General features: G+C 75.3%; 17 protein-coding genes. 5 read left to right on the forward strand and 12 right to left on the reverse strand.

Going from position 1 to position 23,558, the window contains the following annotated elements; translation table 11 throughout:
• Nucleotides 1-18 precede the first annotated feature (18 nt).
• Complete coding sequence (locus OO54_RS28145) at nt 19-1,176, forward strand: lipid-transfer protein (RefSeq protein WP_033207895.1); 1,158 nt, start codon at nt 19-21, stop codon at nt 1,174-1,176.
• 161 nt (nt 1,177-1,337) lie between these two features.
• Here the strand turns inward: OO54_RS28145 and OO54_RS28150 are convergent, their stop codons facing one another.
• From OO54_RS28150 to OO54_RS28165, 4 genes are read right to left on the reverse strand one after another with little or no spacing between them, the layout of a single operon-like run.
• On the reverse strand, nt 1,338-1,943 hold the full coding sequence (locus OO54_RS28150) for a GTP-binding protein (protein ID WP_017242154.1): 606 nt from the start codon (nt 1,941-1,943) through the stop codon (nt 1,338-1,340).
• Complete coding sequence (locus OO54_RS28155; RefSeq protein ID WP_017242155.1) at nt 1,924-2,334, reverse strand: DUF742 domain-containing protein; 411 nt, start codon at nt 2,332-2,334, stop codon at nt 1,924-1,926. The genes OO54_RS28150 and OO54_RS28155 overlap by 20 nt, the downstream gene beginning before the upstream one ends.
• A 10-nt stretch (nt 2,335-2,344) precedes the next feature.
• On the reverse strand, nt 2,345-2,794 hold the full coding sequence (locus OO54_RS28160) for a roadblock/LC7 domain-containing protein (RefSeq protein WP_033207828.1): 450 nt from the start codon (nt 2,792-2,794) through the stop codon (nt 2,345-2,347).
• Entirely contained in the window at nt 2,791-5,625 is a 2,835-nt protein-coding gene (locus OO54_RS28165; RefSeq protein ID WP_033207829.1) for a sensor histidine kinase, read from the reverse strand. The genes OO54_RS28160 and OO54_RS28165 overlap by 4 nt, the downstream gene beginning before the upstream one ends.
• A gap of 437 nt (nt 5,626-6,062) precedes the next feature.
• On the opposite strand from OO54_RS28165, the gene OO54_RS28170 reads away from it, so the two are divergent.
• A complete protein-coding gene (locus OO54_RS28170) occupies nt 6,063-6,431 on the forward strand; it encodes a hypothetical protein (RefSeq protein WP_033207898.1) in 369 nt (122 codons plus the stop codon).
• A gap of 119 nt (nt 6,432-6,550) precedes the next feature.
• Here the strand turns inward: OO54_RS28170 and OO54_RS28175 are convergent, their stop codons facing one another.
• From OO54_RS28175 to OO54_RS28195, 5 genes are all read right to left on the reverse strand, one after another.
• Entirely contained in the window at nt 6,551-11,227 is a 4,677-nt protein-coding gene (locus tag OO54_RS28175; protein ID WP_033207831.1) for a hypothetical protein, read from the reverse strand.
• 60 nt (nt 11,228-11,287) lie between these two features.
• Nucleotides 11,288-12,202 (reverse strand): hypothetical protein, encoded by a 915-nt coding sequence (locus OO54_RS28180; RefSeq protein WP_033207833.1) that lies wholly within the window; start codon nt 12,200-12,202, stop codon nt 11,288-11,290.
• Nucleotides 12,199-12,765, reverse strand: a complete 567-nt coding sequence (locus OO54_RS28185; RefSeq protein WP_033207834.1) for a hypothetical protein — start codon at nt 12,763-12,765, stop codon at nt 12,199-12,201. The genes OO54_RS28180 and OO54_RS28185 overlap by 4 nt, the downstream gene beginning before the upstream one ends.
• Nucleotides 12,762-14,306 carry a membrane protein gene (locus tag OO54_RS28190; RefSeq protein ID WP_033207836.1) on the reverse strand — a complete coding sequence of 515 codons (1,545 nt, stop codon included), beginning with the start codon at nt 14,304-14,306 and terminating at the stop codon, nt 12,762-12,764. Before OO54_RS28190 ends, OO54_RS28185 begins: the two co-directional genes overlap by 4 nt.
• Nucleotides 14,307-14,439: 133 nt before the next feature.
• Nucleotides 14,440-15,159 carry a GntR family transcriptional regulator gene (locus tag OO54_RS28195; RefSeq protein WP_033207838.1) on the reverse strand — a complete coding sequence of 240 codons (720 nt, stop codon included), beginning with the start codon at nt 15,157-15,159 and terminating at the stop codon, nt 14,440-14,442.
• Between the two features lie 136 nt (nt 15,160-15,295).
• On the opposite strand from OO54_RS28195, the gene OO54_RS28200 reads away from it, so the two are divergent.
• From OO54_RS28200 to OO54_RS28210, 3 genes are read left to right on the forward strand one after another with little or no spacing between them, the layout of a single operon-like run.
• Nucleotides 15,296-16,060: a LamB/YcsF family protein gene (locus OO54_RS28200; RefSeq protein ID WP_033207840.1), complete on the forward strand. Its 765-nt coding sequence runs from the start codon at nt 15,296-15,298 to the stop codon at nt 16,058-16,060.
• A complete protein-coding gene (locus OO54_RS28205; protein WP_033207841.1) occupies nt 16,057-16,731 on the forward strand; it encodes a 5-oxoprolinase subunit B family protein in 675 nt (224 codons plus the stop codon). Before OO54_RS28200 ends, OO54_RS28205 begins: the two co-directional genes overlap by 4 nt.
• Complete coding sequence (locus OO54_RS28210; RefSeq protein ID WP_033207843.1) at nt 16,728-17,591, forward strand: 5-oxoprolinase subunit C family protein; 864 nt, start codon at nt 16,728-16,730, stop codon at nt 17,589-17,591. Before OO54_RS28205 ends, OO54_RS28210 begins: the two co-directional genes overlap by 4 nt.
• 14 nt (nt 17,592-17,605) lie before the next feature.
• Here the strand turns inward: OO54_RS28210 and OO54_RS28215 are convergent, their stop codons facing one another.
• The 3 genes from OO54_RS28215 to OO54_RS28225 are packed head-to-tail and all read right to left on the reverse strand — an operon-like array spanning nt 17,606 to nt 23,462.
• The gene (locus OO54_RS28215) at nt 17,606-21,196 is read right to left on the reverse strand and encodes a hydantoinase B/oxoprolinase family protein (RefSeq protein ID WP_033207844.1); all 3,591 of its coding nucleotides are present in this window, start codon (nt 21,194-21,196) and stop codon (nt 17,606-17,608) included.
• Nucleotides 21,193-22,323 (reverse strand): SGNH/GDSL hydrolase family protein, encoded by a 1,131-nt coding sequence (locus OO54_RS28220; protein ID WP_200146578.1) that lies wholly within the window; start codon nt 22,321-22,323, stop codon nt 21,193-21,195. The genes OO54_RS28215 and OO54_RS28220 overlap by 4 nt, the downstream gene beginning before the upstream one ends.
• On the reverse strand, nt 22,320-23,462 hold the full coding sequence (locus OO54_RS28225; protein ID WP_425348024.1) for a glycosyltransferase: 1,143 nt from the start codon (nt 23,460-23,462) through the stop codon (nt 22,320-22,322). The genes OO54_RS28220 and OO54_RS28225 overlap by 4 nt, the downstream gene beginning before the upstream one ends.
• Between the last annotated feature and the right edge of the window lie 96 nt (nt 23,463-23,558).

Consider the following 23,558-nt stretch of genomic DNA (forward strand, 5'->3'; position numbering starts at 1 on the left):
GCCGTGCTCGGGGCCGGGATGCACCCGTGGGGCAAGTGGGGGCGGAGCTTCGTCTCGTACGGAACGGCCGCCGCCCGCGCCGCGCTCGCGGACGCCGGGCTCGACTGGCGTGACGTCGGATCGGTGGTCGGCGCCGACACCGTGCGGTGCGGATACCCGGGTTACGTGGCCGGGGCGACCTTCGCCCAGGCCCTCGGGTGGCAGGGGGCGCGGGTCACCAGCGTGTACGCCGCCTGCGCCTCGGGCGCCCAGGCCATCGGGACGGCGCGGGCACAGATCCTGGCCGGACTGGCCGACGTGGTCCTGGTCGTCGGCGCGGACTCGACGCCCAAGGGCTTCTTCGCCCCCGCCGGCGGCGACCGCCCGGACGACCCGGACTGGCTGCGGTTCCGGATCCTCGGGGCCACCAACCCCGCGTACTTCGCGCTCTACGCGCGCCGCCGCATGGACCTGTACGGCGACACGGCCGAGGACTTCGCCCAGGTGAAGGTGAAGAACGCGGCGGCGGGCGCGCTCAACCCGCTCGCGCGGTACCGGAAGACGGTGACCGTCGAGGAGGTCGCGGCCTCCGCCGTCGTCGCCGACCCGCTCCGGCTCCTCGACATCTGCGCCACCTCGGACGGCGGCGCCGCGCTCGTGCTGTCCAGCATGGAGTTCGCGCGCCGTCACGGTCACCCCGACCCGGTACGGGTCCGCGCGGTGTCCACGGTCTCTCCCACGTACCCCAAGGCGGTGCTCGACCTCCCCGACATCGCGACCGACTCGGCGGTGGCCGTCTCCCCCGCCGCGCACACCTTCCGCGCGTCGATCGCCCGGGCCGCGTACGAGGAGGCGGCGATCGGGCCGGAGGACCTGTCCCTCGCCGAGGTGTACGACCTGTCCACCGCCCTGGAACTGGAGTGGTACGAGGACATCGGGCTCTGCGCGGCCGGCGAGGGCGCCAAGCTGCTCCGGGAGGGCGCCACCGCCCTCGGCGGGCGACTGCCCGTCAACACCAGCGGTGGCCTGGCCTCGTTCGGGGAGGCCGTGCCCGCCCAGGCGATCGCCCAGGTCTGCGAACTGACCTGGCAGCTGAGGGGCACGGCGGGCGACCGCCAGGTGCCCGGGGCGCGGGTCGGCATCACCGCGAACCAGGGCCTGTTCGGGCACGGTTCGGCAGTGGTGGCGGTGCGCTGAGATCCGGGGAGCGGCCTGTTGCGGCCGGTGGCCGCCGGTTCCGGCCGGTTGCCGCCGGTTCCGGCCGGTTGCCGCCGGTTCCGGCCGGTTGCCGCCGTGCCCCGGGGGCGGGGATCGGCGGGGCGGCCTCACCGGAGGAGGCCCCGGCGCGGGGCCTCCCGTCAGGTCGTCGCCGCGGCGTGGCTCCGGTCGGCCAGGACGAGGGCGTGCTCGACGACGGCCACGAGGACGTTCTTCACGGACTCGCGGTCACGCGCGTCGCACATCAGCAGTTCGACCTCGGGATCCAGGTCGAGTGCCCCGCGCACGCTCTCGGCGGGGAACCGCTGCGCTCCCTCGAAGCAGTTGACGGCCACCGTGAACGGGATGCCGCGCCGCTCGAAGTAGTCGATGGCCGCGAAGCTGTCCTCGAGGCGGCGGGTGTCCGCCAGCACCACCGCGCCGAGCGCGCCCTGGGCGAGCTCGTCCCACAGGAACCAGAAGCGGTCCTGGCCCGGCGTGCCGAAGAGGTACAGGACGAGGTCCTCGCGGAGGGTGATCCGGCCGAAGTCCATGGCGACCGTGGTGGTCGTCTTGGTCTCGACGCCGTGCAGGTCGTCGACGGGACGCCCCGCCTCGCTGAGGATCTCCTCGGTCCGCAACGGCCTGATCTCGCTGACCGCGCCGACCAGCGTCGTCTTGCCGACCCCGAAGCCACCCGCGACCAGGATCTTCAGGGTCACCGGCTCGACGAAGGACTTCTTGCGGCTAGAGCGCCCGAAGGCCATTGATCACCTCGCGAAGAATGCTCACGTCCGGCAGCTCGGCCGGCGGAACGGGGCGGGTCACATGGACGAGTTCGTCCTCGACGAGGTCGCCGACGAGCACCCGGACCACCCCGACGGGGAGGTCGAGACCCGCGGCGAGCTCGGCGATCGACTGGGGCTGCTCGGAGCAGCGTTCGACGATCTCCACGTGTTCCGGGGAGAGCGTCTGGTCCCGGCCGGGGTCGTCCGCGGCGGGCTCGGGTGCGACCACCGCGATCAGGTCGAGCCGGTGGCGGGTGGCGGCGCTCGTCCGGCCGCGGGTCATCGCGTACGGACGGACCACGGGGCCGGCGTCGTCGTCGAACCAGTGGTGGTGGCCGGGGGTACGGCCCGGCGTGGCTGCGTCACTCATGCCGTCCCACTCACCCTCCCGAGGGCAGACCGGTCCGGGGAGCCGTCGCGAGGTGGGCCCCGACCCGCTTCACCATCAGCGTCATCTCGTAGGCGACCTGGCCGACGTCGGAGTCGGCGTCCGCGAGGACCGCCAGGCAGCTGCCGTCGCCGGCGGCCGTGACGAAGAGGAAGGCGTCCTCCAGCTCGACGACCGTCTGGCGGACCTTGCCCGCCTCGAAGTGGCGGCCGACGCCCTTGGCGAGGCTGTGGAAGCCGGAGGCCACGGCGGCCAGGTGCTCGCCGTCCTCCCGGGTCAGATCCTGGGAGGCACCGGTGGGGAGACCGTCGCTGGAGAGCACCAGGGCCTTCCGGATCGACCCGACGCGCTGCACGAGCTCGTCGAGGAGCCAGTTGAGCTCGCCGTTTCCGTGTCCGTTTCCGGAGGTGGTGCTGGGTGCTGCGGCGTTCGGTGCGGTCATCGACCGTCCCCCTCGGGTGTCGTTCCTTGTGCTGTCGGGTCGTCCTGGCGTCGTCCGCGCTGCCAGCCCCGCTGCATGGCGGCCATGCGCGCGCGCACCTCCTCGGCATCGCGCTCGAAGGACTCGGGTCCCTCGTCACCGGCGGCCGTACGGGATGCGGCTCGTCGTCCCGTACCGCGGCCGGCCGGACGCTCGCCCTCGCGCAGCTGGGGCGCGAGGCTCGCCTGGCGTACGCGGCGGGGCAGGCCACCGAACGGATCGGGGCTCTCCGGGGGCACCGGACCATCCGGGGACGCGGGGCGCTCCGGCGGGAGGGAGCCCTCCGGCGGCACGGGGACGAGGGTGGGGCCGGTGGCGCGCGCGGGACCGGCCGGGGCGGCGCCGTGGGCGTGCTGCCCGGGAACGCCGGGCCGCTCGGTCGTCCGGCCCGTATCGGGGTGAGCCCGGCCGGGAAGCGGGTGCGCGCGGTCGGAGCCGTCGGCGCGGTCCGTTTCGTCGACGCGGCGGCCGTGGTCCACGACGAGGGTCGGGGTGCGGCGGCGCGGCAGGGGGACGGGGCCGAGGACGCCGCCGTCGGCGGGCGCGTCCTCCTCACCGCGGCGGGTGGTCTGGTCGGGGGCCTGCTGGTGCTGCTCGCCCGCCGGCGCGAGGCCGCCGCGGCGCCGGTCACGGGGCCGGAAGAGTCCGCCGCGCTCGCTCTCGGTGTCGAGGATGTCCGCGGCCCCCCCGAGGAGCGCGTCGAGGTCCTCGCTGCCGAGCGGCGCCTCCAGCTCGACGGGGCCGTTCAGCGGGCCGGGCGTCTCGGCCGCGTCGGGGACCCTGGCGAGGGCCGGCCGGCGCAGGGGCAGCGTGCCGCTGTCGGGGGACGCGGCCTCGGGCCGGTCCTTGCGTTCGAGGGCCTTGCGGTCCAGGCGGAACCCGGCGCCCTGCGTCTCCGGGGCGTCGGTGAGCAGCGCGGCCGGAATGAAGACGACCGCGGTGGTGCCGCCGTACGGGGAGGTCTGGAGCGAGACGCGGACGTTCTGGCGCTGGGCGAGCCGGCTCACCACGAAGAGGCCGAGGCGGTCGGTGTCGGAGAGCTCGAACTCGGGGGTCTCGGCGAGCCGCAGGTTGGCGTCGAGGAGCGCGTCCGGGTTCATGCCGAGGCCGCGGTCGTGGATCTCCAGGGTGAAGCCGTTCGCCACCCGTTCGCCGAGCACCTGCACGGCGGTGTGCGGGGGCGAGAACACCGTGGCGTTCTCCAGGAGTTCGGCGATGAGGTGGGTGAGGTCCGCGACGGCGGGGCCGCCCACGCCGAGGCGGGGCAGCCGGCGCACCTCGATCCGCTCGTAGTCCTCGACCTCGGCGACGGCGGCACGGACCACGTCCATGAGCTGGACGGGCTTGCGCCACTGACGGGAGGGGGCGGCGCCGGAGAGGATGACGAGGCCCTCGGCGTGCCGGCGCATGCGGGTGGTGAGGTGGTCGAGCCGGAAGAGGTCGGCCAGCTCGTCGGTGTCCTCGGTGCGGCGCTCCATCGTGTCGAGGAGGGTGAGCTGGCGGTGCAGCAGGACCTGGTTGCGGCGGGCGAGGTTGACGAAGACCTCGGAGACGCCGCGGCGCATGTCGGCCTGCTTGACGGCGGCCTCGACGGCGGCGCGCTGGAGGGTGTTGAGGGCCTGGCCGACCTGGCCGACCTCGTCGTCCCCGTACCGCAGGTGGGGCACCTCGGTGCCGACGTCGACCTGTTCGCCCGCGGCGAGGCGGCGCATCACGCTGGGCAGGCGTACGCCGGAGACCTCCTGGGCCTCCTTCTGGAGGCGTCGCAGGTCGCGGATGAGTTCGCGGCCGATGCGGACGGAGATGACGATCGAGGCGAGCAGGGCGAGGAAGCCGAGGACGCCGGCGACGCCGACCTTGAGGAGGACGCTGTAGGCGGCGGGCTGGACGCGGTCCTGGTAGCGGTCGCCCGCCGCGGTGTTCTCGCGGGCGAGGTCGTCGAGGACGGGACTGGCCTCGTCCTGCCAGTAGGCGGCGGTGACGGCGCGCGGGCTGTCGGTGGGGCCCTCGGTGATGATCGCGTTCTCGGCGGTGCGCAGCAGCTGGGTGTCGGGGCTGCGCCAGTACTTCTCGAAGCGCTCGCGCTCGGCGGCGGGCAGGAGTTCGAGGTTGACCTCGTAGAACTGCTTCCGGTTGGCGACGAGGTCGGATATCGCGCGGATCTCCTGCGCGGTGACGCGGTCGGCGACGAGCGCGGACAGCACGAGGGCGTCCTCGCGGGAGAGCAGTTCGCGGGCGCGGGTCACACCGACGAGGGCACGGCCCTGCTTGTCCATCTCGACGTTCTCGAGGGCGTGCAGGGTGATCAGGAAGCTGTAGCAGGGGTCGACGAGCCGGTTGTAGAAGTCGAGGGCCTGCATGCGGCCGATGTCGCGCTTCTCGACGGAGCGGCGCAGCGAGGCGAGGCCGTCGAGTGCTTCCAGGAGGGAGTTGAGGCGCTGGGCGGTGACGGGCCGCATCTCGTCGCGTACGCCGGGGTCGGCGGCGTTGGCGCGGATGCGGGCGATCTGACGGTCGGTGGCCCGGCGGGTCTCGCGGAGGGAGTCGAGGGCGTCGGAGCCGCGGGGGTCGGCGAGGTAGATCAGCGACTGGCGGCGTTCGAGCTGGATGACCCGTGCGGTGTCCTCGAGGGGGTAGCCGACCTTCTCGACGATGTAGCCGACGTCGAGGAGTTGGTCGGCCTCGCGGCCGGTGAGGACCGTGGCGAAACCCCACAGGCCGGTCAGGGAGATGAGCGGTACGAGGAGCAACGCCACGATCTTCCGGCGGATGGACTTCCCGCGAAAGCGCATGGCCTCCCCCTGCTCGGCCCCCGTGCGCCACGGAGGTCCTTCACGTTCGTGACGTCCGGCGTCAACACGCGGCGTCAACCTTCGGTTTCAAACAAACGGCGGCGCGAGCCTACTACTGCATCACGGCCATCTCGAAGGCGCGTCCACGCGATTTTCAGCCTGTCGAGTGAGTGTTGATCATGACTTGTCCTGGTATTCGGGGAGTTGAGATCGACCACTGTGGCGTAGGACACCTGATGGCGTGCCATTTCCCCCACGGGCACGGATGGCTGGAACTGTTCGTTCCGGCCTGACTCCGGTGGCGTTCACCCAGGGGTGGGCGAAACCTTTTCCCTGTGACGTGCGTCAATAGGTACGGGGAGGGTTCTGTCCGCGTAAAGGCGCTCACAACGGGCAGCCAACCCTGAGGTCTTTCAGCGGTGGGGAGTGACGGAACAATGGAACACGAGGCGCGGTCCGCGCGTCAGTTGTGGGTGGAGGACACGAAGGGCCGGCAGCGGATGCCCGATCCGGTCCGGAACGCCGCCGTACGGGCCGTGATGATCACCTCGGTGACGCTCGTCCAGGCGGTGGTGGCGTTCTACTGCACGATCGCCGGAGCCTGGCTGGCCTTTCCGATGACCATCAGCACGGTGGCGTCCACGGTCGTGGCCACGTGGAGTGTCCTCGACGTCTGGATCACCCGTCAGGTGTGGCGCCAGCGCAACGGCGTGGTGTCGGAGCCGAGCAGCACGGCACGCCGGCCGCTCCGCGAGCGGCGCGGAGAGAACCGGCCGGATGCGGCCCCGCTCTCCGAGGCGGCCTGACCGTACGGACGACGACGGAGCGGCCCGGTCCCCTGAGGGGGCCGGGCCGCTCCGTCGTTTCACGTCGGTCGTCTCACGTCAGGACGGGGCCGGCAGCCGGGCCGCTCCGTCGTTTCACCTCAGGACGGGGTCGGCGGCGGGGTCGGGTCGTCGGACTGGTGGCGGCGGAACATACGGGTGGCCGTGATCTCGCCGTGAATGGTCTCGCCCTCCGAGCCGGGCTGCGGCAGACCCGGACGCAGGTGCTCCTCCACGCTGATGTACTTGAGGCCGGCCCGGAGGTCGGCGTCGTTGCGCAGTCGGATCACCAGCGGGAACTCGGCCAGCGCCGTCGTGTCGAACAGGCCCGTCGTGTAGAGGAGCTGGACGCCGAGCGCGTCCGACACGGCCCGCTGGAGTTCGAGCAGGTACGTGGCGTTGGCACGACCGATCGGGTTGTCCAGGAACAGCGTGCCCGCGTGCCGGTGCTTGTCGCGGCCCCGGTCGTTGGAGCGGAGCGCCGCCATCGTGCAGTACAGGGCGATGGCCGCGGTGAGCAGCTGGCCGCCGGAGAAGACGTCGCCCATCTGTCCGACGGGCACCCGCTCGGCGCGCAGCACCGCGTCCGGCTTGAGGATCTCGACGGAGACGCCCTTGGGTTCGAGGGCCGCCTGCACGCCCCTGAGCAGCAGGGACATGCCGTCGCGGCGCAGGTCCGAGTTCTTCTTGACGGCGGCGCGGGTGGCCTCGTCGACGACCTCGCCGAGCCGCTCGGCGAGGGTGGCCTGGTCGGGCTCCTCGAAGCGGATCCGCAGGAACTCCTGGCCGGACCACTCGCCGAGGCCCTCGGGGAGCCGGGAGAGCCGCTGGGCGGAGCGGAGGGTGGCGAGCGAGGACTCCACGAGGCCGCGGAGCCGGTCCACGATCGAGTCGCGGTTGCGCTCCAGCTGCTCCAGCTCGTCGGTGAGGACCCGGAGTCGCGGCGCGAACGCCTCGGCCCACTTGGCGGCGTGCTCGGGCAGCGCGGACGCCGGCAGTTCGCGGATCTGCTGGCGGGCCGGGGTGCGGACCTGCTCGTAGCGGGTGGAGTTGGCGTGCCGGACGAGGATGTCGCTCGCCTCGCGCACGGCCGCGTCGGCGGCCGACAGCTCGGCGGTGAGGCCGCGCAGCGAACGGCGCGCCTCGGCCGCCACCGTACGGGCCTCCTCCAGGCTGCCGCGGTACGGCTCGGGCGCGTCCTGCTCCTCGTCCGCGTGGTCGCGGAGCAGGTCCCGCAGGAGGGCGGCGGTCTCGTCGAAGCCGCCCGCGGCGTCCTCGGCGGCCCGGTGGTCGCGGAGGAGTCCGCTGTGGGCGGCGCGTGCCGCCTCCAGGGCGTCGGTGCGGGAGGCGAGTTCGGTGGTCGCGGTACGGAGCAGGGCCTGCGCGCGTTCGGCGTCGGCGGGGACCAGCTCCTCGGGCAGCTCGGTGTGCGCCTCGCCGTCCTCCGGGGCCAGGCGCTCGGCCTCGCCGCGGAGCCGGCCGAGCTTCTCGCTCGCCTCCGACGCGCGCGTCTCCAGCATCTGGACCAGGGACTCGGCACGCGCGGCCGCGGCCTGCCGGGACGGTCCGTCGGCGCCGTCGGTCGACTCCAGGAGCTGTTCGGCGCGGGTGCGGACCTTGTTGGTGAGCCGGTCGAGCTCGGCGAGGGCGGCGGACTCGTCGCTCTCGGCGCGGGCCTGCTCGGCGCGCAGGTCGGCGCCGACGCCGACCTTCTCGTACAGCTGGGACGCGGCCCGGTAGGCCTCGCGCAGGGTGGGGAGCGCGGTGCGGGGCGCGGCCGGCTCCTCCTCGGGGAGGGTGTCGGGGGCGCCCGCGATCTCGGCCCGCTCGGCGCGCAGGGCGCGGGCCGTGCGGTGGGCGTCGTCGGCGGCGCGCTGGGTCGCGCGACGGTCCTCGTCGGCGGCCCGGGCGCGCTCCAGGCACGTCTGGGCGCGGGCCTCGGACTCGGCCGCGTCGTCGGCGAGTTCACGGAGCTTGGCCTGCCAGGCGGAGCGCTCCCGCAGGCGGAAGGCGAGGCCCGCGAGGGCGTCGGCGACGCGGCGGGCGCGCTGGGCGGCCTCCTGGCGCTCGTCCCTGACCTGGGCCGCTTCGGCGGCGGTCTCGTCGGCCTCCGCACGTGCGGTGCGGGCTTCGTCGAGGGTCGCGGCCGCGGCCTCGGCGGTCTCGCGGGCGGTCGTGGCGACGGCCGCGAGTTCGGCGAGCATCCCGGGCGGGCAGTCGGCGCGCCAGGCGCCGATGCGCGCGGCGAGGGAGCGGTCGCCTGCGAGACGGGCGGCGAGGGCGCGGATGTCCTCGTCGCGGGCGGCCGCGCGGGCGCGCAGGGCGTGGCGCTCCTCGTCGGCGGCGTGCTCGTCGTGCATGGCCGGGTTCGGCGGGACGAGGAAGACACCGGTGTCCTCGGCCGACTCCTGCGCCGGTACGGGGGCGAGGAGGGCCGCGGCGGTGCCGACGGCCACGGCGGAGCGAGGCAGCAGGGCCGCGGTGCCGAGGACCTCGCGGGCGCGTCCGTACGAGACCGGGTCGGTGATCACCACGCCGTCGACGAGCTCGGGGCGGGCGGCGAGGACGCGGGCGTGGTCGGCGGGGTCCACTGCCTGGGCGAGGTAGCGCCAGCCGGGCAGGGCGGGGATGCCGTGCTCGCCGAGGTACTCGACGGTGGCGAGGACGTCGGGCCCGGGCGGCAGCAGCCCGCCGTCGCCGAGCGCGCCGAGGATGCGGGAGTCGTCGGCCGCGGCGGTGCGCAGGTCGAAGAGCTGCCGCTCGGCGGAGGAGACGGCCTGGTCGAGCATGGTGCGGAGCTCGTCGGCGTACCGGTCGAACTCGGTGACGGTGAGCGGGCCCTGGGGCGCGGTCGCGGGGCCGGTGTCCTCCTCGGGCGCGTCGTCGGCCCCGGCGGGGGTCGCGGCGCGCTGGCCCGGGAGCGGGGAGCCGGTGGCCGGGAGGCTGAGGAGTTCGGCGAGGCGCTCCTCGGCGGCGAGGGACTCGGCGGCGCGGCGCTCGGCGTCGTAGGCGTTGCCCGCCGCCTCGGCGGCGTCGGCGGCGCGGGCGGCGGCGAGTTCGGCCCGGGATTCGGCGCCGGCGGCCTCGCGGGCGCGGTCGGCGGCCGTACGGGCGGCCTCGCGGGCGGTGTCCCAGGCGGCGACCGTGGTCTTCTCCGCATCGCTCGCGGCGAGCGCGGCGCGGGCGGGGTCGGCGTCGGGCGCGGAGTCGTCGAGCCAGCCGGCCCGTACGGCCTCGGCGGTCTCCTGCTCGACCTCGGCGAGGCGCTGGCGCAGGTGCCCGGCCTCGCTGCGGGCCCGCTGGGCCTCGGTGGCGGCGGCGGTGGCGTCACGGTGTGCGGTCTCGCCGACGTCCTGGAGGGCGGTGGAGCGCTCCTCCTCCTCCGCGGCTCGGCGCTCGCCCTCCTCGGCGGCGGCGGCCAGGGCCCGTACGAGATCGGCGGCGGCCAGGGCCCGCGCCGCGAGGGCCGGGGCGGCGTCCCGCTCGGCCTCGCGGATGGCGGCGGCCACGCGCGCGGAGCGGTCCGATGCGGCCCGGTGGCGGAGCACCGCCTCCGCCGCCTGCCAGGCGGAGTGCAGGGTGCGGGCGTCGGTGAGCTCGCGGCGCTGGGAGGTCGCGCCCTTCTCGGCCGCGGTCAGGGCCAGGGAGGCGTGGCGGTAGGCCAGTTCGGCGGCGATGAGGGAGCTGCGGCCGCGGGCGGTCTCGGCCTCGTCGACGGCGTGGGCGGCGGAGGTGACCCGCTGGGCCAGCTCGGCCCCGCGGCCCCGCTCCTCGGCGGCGCGGGCGGAGAGCCGGCGGGCGAGGGTACGGGTGCGCCGCTCGGCGCCCGCGTGGACGTCGCGCGCGTGGGAGCGGGTGGCGGCGGCTTCGACGATCCGGCCGAGGAGGTCCACGGAGCCCGCCGTGAAGTCGCGCTCGGCGGTCAGCTCGGCGCGGCGGCCCAGCTTGTTGCCGAAGCCGCCGACGAGGTCCGCGAGGCCGTCGGTGTCCCGGGTGTCGGTGACGGCCCGCAGCAGCAGGTCGGTGAAGTCGGAGTCCTTCTTCACGGCGAAGAGGCCGGCGGCCTCGCCCTCGTCGGCGTTCATCTCGCGCTGGTAGCGGAAGAGTTCGGGGTCGAGGCCGAGATCGCCGAGGTGCTCGTTCCAGCGGTCGTGGATCTCCTCCCAGACCACCTCCAGGTGCGGGTACGCCTTGCCGGCCTCGGTGAGGGCGTCGCGGAAGCCCTTCATGGTGCGGCGGCGGCCGGTCGCCCCGGAGGCGCCCTCGACGGGCGGCCGGACCGAGGTCGCCTCGGCGACGGGGAGGTTGTCCAGGCTGAGTCCGGGGCCGGGACGGAACGAGTACCAGGCCTCGGCGAACTTCCGCGGGTCGTTGGAGACCTGGCGGCCGCGCCATTCGCTGGCCTTGCCGACGACGACGAGTTCACCGGTGAGGGTGTGCTGCCACTCCAGGGCGACGTGTCCGCAGTCGTCGGCGAGGAGGAACTTGCGCAGCACGCCGGAGCTGGCACCGCCCAGGGTGTTGCGGTGGCCGGGGAGCATGACCGAGAAGATCAGCTTGAGGAGGACGGACTTGCCTCCGCCGTTCTCCAGGAACAGCACGCCCGCGGGGGCCGGGCGGCGCGGCGGGCCGACCGGCTCCTCCTCGAAGAACTCCGCCTGGGTGGGGGCGGGGTGGGGCACGGGCGCGCCGACTCCGCGCAGGTCCAGGACGGTGTCGGCGTAGCGCGCACCGGCGGGGCCGATGGAGTAGAGGCGGACCCGGGACAGCTCGTACATGGCGAGGGACTCTCGTGCTCTCGTGCTCGTCGTGCTCAGGAAGGTCGGTTGCGCGGGGCGTTACGCGTGGAAGGGCAGGCCTGCGTCGGCGGCGAGCTCCAGGTCGTCGCCCTCGGGCGGCGGGAGGAGGGTCGCCGAGCCGTCGCTGACGGGGACGACGCCGAGTTCGAGGAGCTCGGCCATGGCGGCGGAGCCGGCCATGTCGCGGACCTGGAGCTGGTAGCGGGCGGTGGTGCGGTAGGAACCGCCGCCCTCGTCGCCGGTGCGCTGGAGGAAGCCGGAGTCGGTGAGGAACGCGGCCGCCTTGCCGACGATGCCGGTGGTGGATCCGGCGAGTCTGCGGGCGTCCTTGGTGGCGCCGGTGGCACTGCGGCGGGCGTATATCCGCCAGGCGGCCTCCAGGCCGGGGGCGTCGGACGCCGGGTCGGTGTTCTCGCCCTGTTCCTCGGCGCGCTGCTCCAGGCGCAGACAGGCCTGGCGGACGAAGGCGTCGACGCCGTTGACGGTGAGGCGGCCGATGTACGCGTCGTCGGCGAGGTCCTCCGGGCGGGGGAAGGCCATCGCGGCGACGGCGAGGTGGGCCAGGCCGTGCAGGAACCGGTCGGCGGAGTCCGTGGAGGCGCGGCGCGCGTAGTCGCCCATGCGGACGGCGAAGACGGAGTCCTCGCCGGCGGTGACGGCCATCCCCGCGCGCGGGGAGACCTCCAGGACGACGAGGCCCAGGCCGGTGGCGACGGCGTCGGCGAGCCGGGCGAAAGCGGGGTCCTCGCGGTAGCGGCGGAGCAGCTCGGTGTACTCGGCGTCGCGGGCCGGGAGCAGCTTCGGCTGGAGCCCGAAGGAGACGAGCCGGGCCGCGTCGGCGGCGTCCGCGGGCGTGACGGCGGACGCGGTGGCACCGGCGGAGGAGGGTGCCTGGGGCTGCGCGGGCTCCTGCTCGCTCCACGCGTCGGTGTACTCGGCGTGGGTTTCGCTCACGGCTGGGGCTCCTCGGTACGGCTCTCGGTCGGTACGGCTCCGGTGCCGGGTCGCGGCACGGGCAGCGGGACGGGGGTGACGGCCGCGGGGGTCGCGGCGGCCGGGCGGTCGACGGGCGCCGGCGGCTCGTCCGTGAGCCGCACGGCCCGTACGGACGGCATCTCCCGGCGCCGCGCCGGAGCCCGGGACGGCATCGACACGGTCCCGAACCGCGGCCGGGTGCCACGCGACGGCTGGGCCGCGTCGGGCTGGGCGGGCTCCGGGTTCGTGTTCGGGTCCGGGTCCGGGTCCGGGTCCGGTGCACGGTCGGCGGTCGGCTCCGGGGCGGGTTCCGGCGTGGAGGCGTGCTGCGGCACGGCGGGGTCGGCCTGTTCCGTCCGGGCGGTCGGTACGAAGGCGGGCGCGGGGGCCTGCTCGGCGGCGGCCGGGGCGGGTGCGGCGGCGGGCTCGGGGGCCTGCTCGGCGGCCTGACCGGGCGTCGGCTCGGCGGCGGGCTCCTGGGCCTGCTCGGCGGCCTGCGTGGGCAGGGAGGCGGGGTCGGAGGGCTGCGGGGCGAGGGTCACGAGGCCTCCGTGCGGTCGGCGGCCATGCCCGCCGCGTCGAGCAGGGCCGTACCGACGATGAGGTCGGCGCCGCCGAACTCGGGGTCGTCGAGGGGGGTGCCGTCGTCGACGGCGAAGAGGAGCCGTTCCTCGCCCTGCCGGTAGGCCGTGCCGACCGGAGGGCTGGCCGCGTGGACGGCGAGGAGGGCGACGAGGTACGGCAGGTCGGGGTCGAGGCGCCGGGCGTCGGCGAGCAGACCGGAGAGCCGGCGCGGGGCGTCGTGCTCCAGGTCGAGCAGGCGCTGGGCGCTCGCGAGCTGCTCCTCGCTGAAGCGGGAGTCGTCGGGGGTGGCGATGAGATCGGGCTCGGGCATCTCCGCGCCGAGGTGCTCGCGCTCCACGGGCGGGGTCAGCAGCAGGTCGACGAGATCGCCGAGGCGGACGGAGGCGGGGGTGCGCAGTCCGGTGCCGTGGGCGAAGAAGGCGTCGGTGACCCGGGTGGCCTGCTCGACGGGGAGCGGCAGCACGGGGGCGACGAGCTGCCCGTACAGGTCGAGTCCGGTGTACATGACCGGGGCGGCGAAGGCCTGCCGGTCCTGTTCGGCGCGGAAGAGGGGCCCGGCTTCCAGGAGGCGCGACTGGAGCTGGGTGTGGCGCCGGATGCAGTCCTTCACTATGTCGACGAGCTCGGCGGCGCGCCGCTTGTGCTCGGCGGTCTTCGCGTCGGAGGTGGCCTCGGCCTCGTCTCGGGCCCTGCGGATGTTGGTGAGGATCGCGTTCTCGTGGCGGTAGCGGTCGGCCACGTGGTCGAGCGCCTCGGCGATCATGTCGGGGACGGTGTTGAGCCAGTCCACCGCGCGGACGTTGCGCCGGGTGGCCTCCAGGGTCTTGCGGAGGACCTCGGCGTACTGCACGGTCCGGTAGCGCGCCTGCTCGGCGGCGAGCTGGGCGTCGGCAAGGCGGCCCCTGTTGATGAGGACCTCCAGCTTCACCTCGGCGGCGATCTGGGCGCTGGTGACGTCGGTGTCGAGGGCGCCGACGAGCACGTTGACCGCTTCGTCGGTGGTGCGGAGGTAGACGCCGCCGCCGTACCCCGGGACCTCCTCGATGAGTTTGAAGTCGTAGTCCCTGCGGACGTAGACCCCGTCGGTGCCGAAGGTGCCGTAGACGGCGCGGAAGCCGCGGTCGACGCTGCCGACGTTGATGAGGTTCTCCAGGACCCAGCGGGCCACGCGCTCGTGTTCGGCGGCGGGGCGGGTGGGTGCCTGGGCCGCGACGCGGGGCAGCAGGCGGGCGACGATCTGCTCGTGGTCGGCGCCGGTGTCGAAGTCCATGTTGAGCGTGATCAGGTCGATCGCGGCGAGAGCCACCTCGGCCATCGCGTACACCGTGTACTCGCCCGCCAGGTTGGCCTTGCGCGCGTCGAGGTCGTGCAGCGGGGCGGTGCACGCGAGCGCGCGGAGGCGCCGCGCGAGCCCTTCGTCGGCGGCCGGACCCTGCGCGGGCCGCGGCCCCGCGCTGAGCTGGGGCGGAGCGAGGTCCGTCGAGGCAGGCGAAGTCACGGTGGACAGATTAGGTCCTCGAACTGACAACGGTCGAAACGGCGCAGATGCGACCGGGCTCCCGGAGGCCGTCCGACCGGGTCGCGGAAGGCCTGTCGATCACGTCCCGCCAGGCCTGCCGGGGGCCCGGGGGTCAGTCGGTCGGGCCCGTCCGGGCGTCGACGGCGCGGGCGTACGCGGCGGTGACGCGGGTGCGGGAGTCGTCGAGGTAGCGGGCGAGGAGCCGTTCGGCGGTGGTCCGCTCGCCGGCCCGCAGGGCGTCCAGGATCTCCCGGTTCCGCACGAGGTAGGGCTCGTGCAGGGCGCGCGGGTCGTCGACGACGTGGAAGGCGAGGCGGAGTTCGGCGAGGACGCTCCGCATCAGCTCGTCGGTGCGGGCGCTGCCGGCGAGGGCGACGAGTTCCCGGTGGAAGTGGATGTTGGCGGTGGAGACGCCCTGCCAGTCGTCGGCGCGGGCCGCCGCCTCGCCCTCGGCGACGGTGGCGACGAGGCCGTCGAGGGAGAACGGCGGCTGGCCGAGGCCCCGCACGACGGCGCACTCGACGAGCCCGCGGGTGCGGTAGATGTCGTCCACGTCGTCGACGGCGAGGACCCGGACGAAGACGCCCCGGTTGAGTTCGTGGACGAGCAGCCGCTCGTGGGTGAGGAGCCGGAAGGCCTCCCGGAGTGTGTTGCGGGACACACCGAGGGCGCCGGCGATGCCGTCCTCGGAGAGCCGCGTGCCGGGTGGGAAGTAGCCCTCCGCGATGCGGGTCCGCAGGATGTCCGCGACCCGCTCCGCCGTGCTCGTGCGCCCGAGCAGCGCGCGGTCGTCCGTCAGTCCCCCGGCTCCGACCGCCTCGCTCACGTCCACGCCGCCCCGTCCCTTCCTCGTCTGCGCGGCCGAGTCAACCCCAGAAACGGGAGGGCGACAACATCCCTCTTGTTGGATTGTTGAACGATCCTCTACGTTGACCGCTACCTGACCTCCTCCCGAAGGGACGCGGGACATGACCTCGGTCTCGATCGACCTCAACGCCGACCTCGGCGAGGGCTTCGGCCGCTGGACGCTGACCGACGACGAAGAGCTCCTGTCCGTCGTCACCAGCGCCAACGTGGCCTGTGGCTTCCACGCCGGGGACGCGGCCACCATGCGGCGGGTGTGCGAGCTGGCGGCCGCGCGCGGGGTACGGATCGGGGCCCAGGTGTCGTACCGCGACCTGGCCGGCTTCGGGCGGCGCTCGATGGACGTCCCGGCGGCCGAGCTGGCCGCCGAGGTGGCGTACCAGATCGGCGCCCTGGAGGTGTTCGCGCGGGCCGCGGGCTCGCGGGTCGCGTACGTGAAGCCGCACGGCGCCCTCTACAACCGGGTGGTCGGGGACGAGGAGCAGGCCGCGGCGGTCGTCGAGGGCGTGCTGCTCGCGGACCGGACGCTGCCCCTCCTGGGCCTGCCGGGGTCACGGCTGCACGAGGCCGCGTCGGAGGCCGGGCTGCCGGTCGTCCCCGAGGCGTTCGGCGACCGGGCCTACCGGGCGGACGGCTCCCTGCTGCCACGGGGACAGGAGGGGGCCGTCGTCACCGACCCGGCCGAGGTCGTGGAGCGGTCGGTGTCCATGGCCCGGCTCGGGGTCGTCACGGCGCACTGCGGCAGCCCGGTGGCCGTCCGGGCCCGGTCGCTGTGCCTGCACGGGGACACCCCTGGCGCGGTCGGCCTCGCCCGGCGGGTCCGGGAACGTCTGGAGGCCTCCGGCGTGCGGGTGGAGGCCTTCGCGTGAGCACCGTGGGCCCCCGGGTGCTCCGGGTGGGCGAGCGGGCGCTCCTGGTGGAGTTGGGCGGCGGCGCGGAGACGGAGGCCTTCCACGCCGAGCTGCTGCGCCGGCGGGCGGCCGGAGCGCTGCCCGCCGTGCGCGAGATCGTTCCGGCCGCGCGGTCCGTGCTCCTCGACGGGGTGGCGGACCCGGACCGGCTTGCGGCCGAGCTGCCCGGCTGGGAGGTGGGGCCGCTCCACGCGCGCGCGGGCGGGACCGTGGAGGTGCCGGTCCGCTACGACGGGCCCGACCTGGCGGAGGTCGCCGCGCTGTGGGGGGTGTCCGTCGACGAGGCGGTGCGGATCCACACGGGGACGGACTTCCGGGTCGCCTTCTGCGGGTTCGCGCCCGGCTTCGGCTACCTGACCGGCCTCGACGAGCGGTACGGGGTGCCTCGGCGGGCGACTCCGCGTACCGCCGTCCCGGCCGGCTCGGTCGCGCTGGCGGGGCCGTACACCGGCGTCTATCCGCGTTCCTCGCCCGGCGGCTGGCAGCTGATCGGCACCACGGACGCCGTGCTCTGGGACGTCGCCCGGGAGCCCGCGGCGCTCCTCGCCCCCGGCACCCGGGTCCGGTTCACGGCGGTGGACGTCACGGCCGTGGCCACCGCGCGCGTGGCGACGGAAGGCGTGCGATGACCGACCGTGCCGTCGCCGTGGTCCGGGCCGGGGCCCTGACCACCGTGCAGGACCTCGGCCGCACCGGACACGCGCATCTCGGCGTGCCCCGGTCGGGCGCGCTCGACCCGGCGGCCGTACGGCTCGTCAACCGCCTCGTCGGCAACGCGGAGGAGGCGGCGGTCCTGGAGACCACCGTCGACGGCTGCGCGCTGCGGCCCCGTTGCGCGGTGACCGTCGCGGTGGGCGGGGCGCCGTGCCCGGTGCGGGTGGACGGGCGTCCGGCGGCGTGGGGATCCGCGTTCCGGGTGGCGGCCGGCGCCGTCGTGGAGATCGGCGCGGCCGTACGGGGGCTGCGCTCGTACGTGGCGTTCGGCGGCGGGATCGACGTCGAGCCGGTGCTCGGCAGCCGCTCCACGGACCTGCTGTCCGGGCTCGGCCCGGAGCCGACGGCGGAGGGAACGGTGCTGCCGCTGGGAGCGGACACGGCCGTACCTGGGTGGGTCGACGCTCCCCCGTGGCCGGGCCCGCCCGACGAGCTGGTGCTGCGGGTCCGGCTCGGGCCGCGCGACGACTGGTTCACGGCCCAGGCACTCCGCGCCTTCGCCACGCGCGCGTACCGGGTGTCCCCGGCGAGCAACCGCATCGGGCTGCGGCTCGACGGCCCGGCCCTGGAACGGGCCGTGCCCGGGGAGCTGGCGAGCGAGGGGATGGTCCTCGGCGCGGTCCAGGTCCCGCCGGACGGGCTCCCGGTGCTCTTCCTCGCGGACCATCCGACGACCGGGGGCTACCCGGTGGTCGGGGTGGTCCGGGAGGCCGATCTGGGCGCGGCGGCGCAGGCGGTGCCGGGGACGGCGGTGCGGTTCGTTCCGGTGCGGTGACGGACGCACGGGGCTCACGTCGGGCGGCCGTAGCCTCCTCCGCCGGGGGTGCGGATGACCAGGACGTCGTCGGGGCCGACCTCGGTGGTGGCGGCTCCGGCGAGGTGCTCGACCGTTCCGTCCGCGCGTTCCACCAGGTTCTCGCCCAGGGCGCCGGGTCCTCCCCCGGCCATCCCGTACGGCGGGACCCTGCGGTGGCCGGTGAGGAGGGCCACCGTCATCGGCTCCAGGAAGCGGATGCGCCGCTCGACGCCGTGGCCGCCGTGCCAGCGGCCGCGCCCGCCGCCGTCCTCCCGTACGGCGAAGGCGTCGACCCTGACGGGGTGGCGCCATTCGAGGACCTCGGGGTCGGTGAGCCGGGAGTTGGTCATGTGGGTCTGCACGGCGTCGGCGCCGTCGAAGCCGTCCCCGGCGCCCGAGCCGCTCGCGACCGTCTCGTAGTACTGCGTGCGCGCGTTGCCGAAGGTGACGTTGTTCATGGTGCCGGAGCCCTCTGCCTGGATGCCGAGGGCGGCGTACAGGGCGCCCGTGACGGCCTGGGACGTCTCGACGTTCCCGGCGACGGTGGCCGCCGGGTGGACGGGCGCGAGCATCGAGCCGGGCGGGACGCGGATCTCCAGGGGTTCCAGGCAGCCGCTGTTGAGCGGGATGTCCTCGTCGACGAGGGTGCGGAAGACGTACAGGACGGCGGCCATGACGACGGCGGTGGGGGCGTTGGCGTTCCCGGGCAGCTGGGGCGAGGTGCCGGTGAAGTCGAGGACGGCGGAACGCCGTTCGCGGTCGACGCGGACGGCGACCTGGATGACCGCGCCGCCGTCGGTCTCGTAGCGGTACGCGCCGTCGTGGAGGCGGGCGACGATGCGGCGCACGGACTCCTCGGCGTTGGCACGGACGTGCCGCATGTAGGCCTCGACCACGTCGAGCCCGAACTCGGCGACCGTTCGGCGTAGTTCCCCGACCCCCTTCTCGTTGGCGGCGATCTGGGCGCGGAGGTCGGCGAGGTTGGTGTCGGGGTCGCGGGAGGGGTGCCGGGCGCCGGTGAGCAGGGCGCGGGTCTCGGCCTCGCGCAGCCGGCCGTCCCGGACGAGCAGCCAGTTGTCGAAGAGGACGCCCTCCTCGTCGACGGTCCGGCTGAAGGCGGGCATGGAGCCTGGTGTGATGCCGCCGATCTCGGCGTGGTGGCCGCGGGAGGCGACCAGGAAGCGGAGTTCGTCGCCCGTGTCGCCGAACACCGGTGTCACGACGGTGACGTCGGGCAGGTGCGTGCCGCCGTGGTACGGGTCGTTGACGGCGTACACGTCGCCGGGGCGCAGGTCGCCGCCGCGCCGCCGCAGGACCTCCTTGATGGACTCGCCCATGGAACCGAGGTGGACGGGGATGTGGGGCGCGTTGGCGATGAGGTTGCCCTCGGCGTCGAAGAGGGCGCAGGAGAAGTCGAGGCGTTCCTTGATGTTGACCGACTGGGCGGTGTTCTCCAGGCGGACGCCCATCTGCTCGGCGATGGCCATGAAGAGGTTGTCGAAGACCTCCAGGAGGACGGGGTCGACGTCCGTTCCGGCGGCCACGCGCGCGGGGCGGGCGGCGACGCGGTGCAGCAGGAGGTGGCCGCCTTCGGTCGCGGTGGCCCGCCAGCCGGTGTCGACGACGGTCGTGGCGTCGGCCTCGGCGAGCAGCGCGGGTCCGTCCACGCCGTCGCCCGCCCGCAGGTCCTCGCGCCGGTGCAGCGGGGCGTCGTGGACGGTGCCGCCGCTGTGCATCCGTACCGTGGTGCGGGGTTCGAGGGGGCCGGTCCGGTCCGTCGTGCCGACGACCACGGGGCCGTGCGGACCGGCCGTGCCGACGGCCTCCACGGAGACGGCTTCCACGACGAGCGGCCGGTCCACGGTGAAGGCGTACCGCGCCCGGTGAAGAGCTGTGAACGCGGTTTTCATCGACTCGGCGGAGGCGAGGTCGACCTGGAGGCCCGCGTCCGTGCCGGCGTACCGCAGGAGCACGCGCGCGCGGGTGTCGATCGCCTCGTCGGGCAGTCCGTCGGTACGGAGCTCCTCCCGGGTCCGGTCCGCGAGTTCGTCGCAGAGCGCCGTCACGCGCGCGTGGGTCCCGGGGGCGTCGAGCTCGGCCTCGACGGACCGCTCCCGCATGGCGGTGGCGTCGGCCAGCCCGATCCCGTACGCGGAGAGCACGCCGGCGAGCGGGGGGACGATGACCGTGTCGATGCCCAGGGCGTCGGCGACGGCGCAGGCGTGCTGGCCGCCGGCGCCGCCGAAGCTGGTGAGGGCGTACCGGGTGACGTCGTGGCCCCGCTGGACGGAGATCTTCTTGACCGCGTTGGCCATGTTGAGGACGGCGATGTCCAGGAAGCCCGCGGCGACCTCCTCGGGAGTGCGGCCGTCGCCGATCTCCGCCGCGAGGGCCGTGAACCGTCGCCGTACGGCCTCGGCGTCCAGGGGGAGGTCGCCGGTGTCGCCGAACACGGCGGGGAAGTGGGCCGGTTGGACACGGCCGAGCATGACGTTGGCGTCGGTGACGGTGAGCGGTCCGCCGCGGCGGTAGCAGGCGGGGCCGGGGACGGCACCGGCCGAGTCGGGTCCGACCCTGAAGCGGCGGCCGTCGTAGTGGAGGACCGAGCCGCCGCCGGCCGCCACGGTGTGGATGCTCATCATCGGGGCTCGCATCCGCACCCCGGCGACCTGGGTGCCGAGTTCGCGTTCGAAGGACCCGGCGTAGTGCGACACGTCGGTGGAGGTTCCGCCCATGTCGAAGCCGATGACCCGGTCGTATCCCGCCGCGGCCGAGGTGCGGACCATGCCGACGACACCGCCGGCGGGGCCGGACAGGACGGCGTCCTTGCCGCGGAAGTGGGCCGCCTCGCGCAGGCCGCCGTTGGACTGCATGAACATGAGCCGGATGCCCGCGAGTTCGCGGGCGACCTCGTCGACGTACCGGCGCAGGATCGGGGAGAGGTAGGCGTCGACGACGGTGGTGTCGCCGCGCGGGATCAGCTTGATGAGCGGGCTGACCTCGTGCGAACAGCTGACCTGGGTGAATCCGGCGGCGCGGGCCGCGGCCGCGACGCGGATCTCGTGCTCGGGGTGGCGGTAGCCGTGCAGGAGGACCACGGCGGCGGCGCGGAAGCCCTCGCGGTGTGCGGCGGCGAGGGCCTCGGCGACGGCCGGCTCGTCCAGGGCGCGTACGAGCCGGCCGTGTGCGTCGACCCGCTCGGGGACCTCGATCACGCGCGCGTGGACCGGCTCGGGGAGCACGATGCGGCGGTCGAAGATCCGGGGCCGGTTCTGGTAGGCGATGCGGAGGGCGTCGCGGAAACCCTCGGTGACGAGGAGGACGGTCGGCTCGCCGCGCCGCTCCAGGAGGGCGTTGGTGGCCACCGTGGTGCCCATCTTGACGACGGCGATCCGGTCGGCCGGTACGGGTTCGCCGGGTGCGAGGCCGAGCAGGAGCCGGATGCCGGCGACGGCGGCGTCCTGGTGCCGCGCGGGGTCGTGGGAGAGCAGCTTGCGGGTGACGAGCCGGCCGTCGGGCCGTCTCCCGACGATGTCGGTGAAGGTGCCGCCCCGGTCGATCCAGAACTCCCAGCGCCCGTTCATCTCCCCATTGTGGCCGCGAGGGCGGCGGCGAGGGCGGCGTCCGCGCGCGCGTCGAGCGGCGCGCCGCCCGTGCCGTCGGCCCAGTGGCGCAGTTCGGCGCCGGCGAGCAGGACGAGCTGCGGCAGCAGGTCGCGGCTGCGGCGCAGCACCCAGCCCGTGCCCGCGGTGGCCAGCCACAGCAGCGCCTCGGCCCGGGTCGGGGGCGGCTCGGCCGGCTCGCGCGCGGGAGGTGCGCCGTGGGCGAGCCCCCGGGCGGCGAGCAGCTGGTGGAAGCCCGCTGCGACTGCGCGGTGTCCGCGCTCGCCGGGGTGCAGCCGGTCGGCGCTCCACAGGCGGCGGTCGTCCGTCCAGGCGCGGTCGGCGAGGTGGAGGTGGACGGCTCCGTACCGGGTGGAGAGCGCGTGCGTGACGGCGTTCACGGAGCGCTGCCGGCGGGCCAGCGGGCGCGCCAGGGGCGGCGGCAGGCCGAGCATCCGGCCCGGGTCGGGCAGACACGCGGTCAGGAGTACGGCTCCGAGCGCGTCCAGGTCGGCGCACACCCGGTCGAGGCGGCGGGCCAGGAGCGCGATGTCGAAGCCCCGGCGCAAGGTGTCGTTGACGCCGACCACGACCGAGGCGAGGTGCGGCCGGAAGGCCAGGGCCCGGGGGGCCTGCTCGTCGGCGACGTCGGCGCTGAGCGCCCCGCTGACGGCGAGGTTCAGGAGCTCCGTCCCCCGTCCCTCGGCAGCGAGCCCTCCCGCGGCGAGCCCTTCGGCGGCAAGCCCTTCGGCGAGCAGCGCCGCCCATCCCCGCCACGCCCCGTCCACCCGGTCCCCGACCCCTTCGCTGAGCGAATCGCCGAGCACCGCGAACCTGAGCCGCCCGACGGGGGCGGCGCCGTGGCCGGGGCTGGTCCGCGCTTCGGGGACGGGGGTGGGCCGCGGGGCGGGGACGGGGGCAGGCCGCACGGCGAGGGCAGGGGCGGGCCCCACGGCAGCTTCGGGCGCGGGGGCGGGCCCCGCAGCGGGGGCCGGCCCGCAGGCGGGCCGCGCGCCGGGGTCCGTCCACGTGCCGGGATCGAGCACCACGCCGGGACCGGGCCTCGCCCCGCCCTCCCCCGCGCTCCCGCTCGCGGCGGTGCGGGTCATCGGCGGGTCTCCTCGGATCGCCGGGGCCCGGGTGCCGGGAGGGCGTCGTGGGCGCGGAGGAAGGCGGCGACCGAGCGGTCCCAGGAGAAGCCCTCGGCACGCGCGCGTGCGGCCCGGCGGCGTTCGGGTTCCGGGGCGGCGAGGAGGCCGCGGACGGCGGTGGCGAAGGCGGCCGGGGTGTCGGCGGCGGCCGCGCCGGCGGTGCCGACGACCTCGGGCAGTGCGGATGAGGCGCTGACGACGACGGGGGTCCCGCAGGCGAGTGCTTCGAGAGCGGAGAGGCCGAACGTTTCCGCGGGCCCCGGCGCCAGGCACACGTCGGCGGCCGCCTGGAGGTCCGCCAGGGTCTCCCGGTCGGCGACGTGCCCCAGGAACCGCACCGGGAGGCGCCGCTCGCGCGCCCGCCGCTCCAGGACGCCGCGCAGCGGCCCGTCGCCCGCGACCACGAGCGCCGCCGCGACACCCGCGCCCCGCAGCTCCTCCAGGGCGTCCAGGGCCATGCCGGGCCGCTTCTCGACGGAGAGCCGCGAGCAGAGCAGGAGCACCACGCGCTCCCCCTCCGCGTACCGGGCGCGCAGCACCGTGCTGCGCCGGCCGGGCCGGCAGCGTTCCAGGTCGACGCCGAGCGGAGCGCGTACGACGTTGCGGGCGCCGATCCGGACGAACTCGCGCTCCGCCCACTCCGTCGTGCAGACGATCCGCGCGAAGGCCCACGCCGTGCGGCGGTTGAGCCGGTCCGCCGCACGGGCCGCGAGGACGGGCGGCACGCCCCAGGTGCGCAGCACGCCGTCCGCCGTCTCGTGGGAGACCATGACCGCCGGTACGCGGGCGCGTCGCGCCCATTCCCCCGTCCAGCGCAGGGTGGTGCGGTCCGAGACCTCGATCCGGTCGGGGGCGAGGTCGTCGAGGAGCCGGCGCACCCGGCGGCGGTCGGCGAGGACCCGGTAGCCGCCGGTGCCGGGCAGGACGGGCCCGGGCAGGGTGACGATCCGGCCCTGTTCGGTGTGGTGGTCGCTCGCGACGTCGCCGGGGACGACGAGGACCGGCTCGTGCCCGGCTTCCAGGTATCCGCGGCCGAGCCGGTCGAGGGCGGTGCGAAGGCCGCCGGACGTGGGGGTCACGAAGTTCGCGAGCCGCACGATCCGGAGCCCGCCGCCCCGCGCGTCACCGGCGCCCCGGACACCGGTGTCGGTGTCGGCAGCACCGGCACCGGCTACAGCACCAGCACCAGCACC

Origin of the sequence: Streptomyces wedmorensis, from assembly GCF_000716445.1 — a bacterium.
Taxonomy (GTDB): domain Bacteria; phylum Actinomycetota; class Actinomycetes; order Streptomycetales; family Streptomycetaceae; genus Streptomyces; species Streptomyces wedmorensis.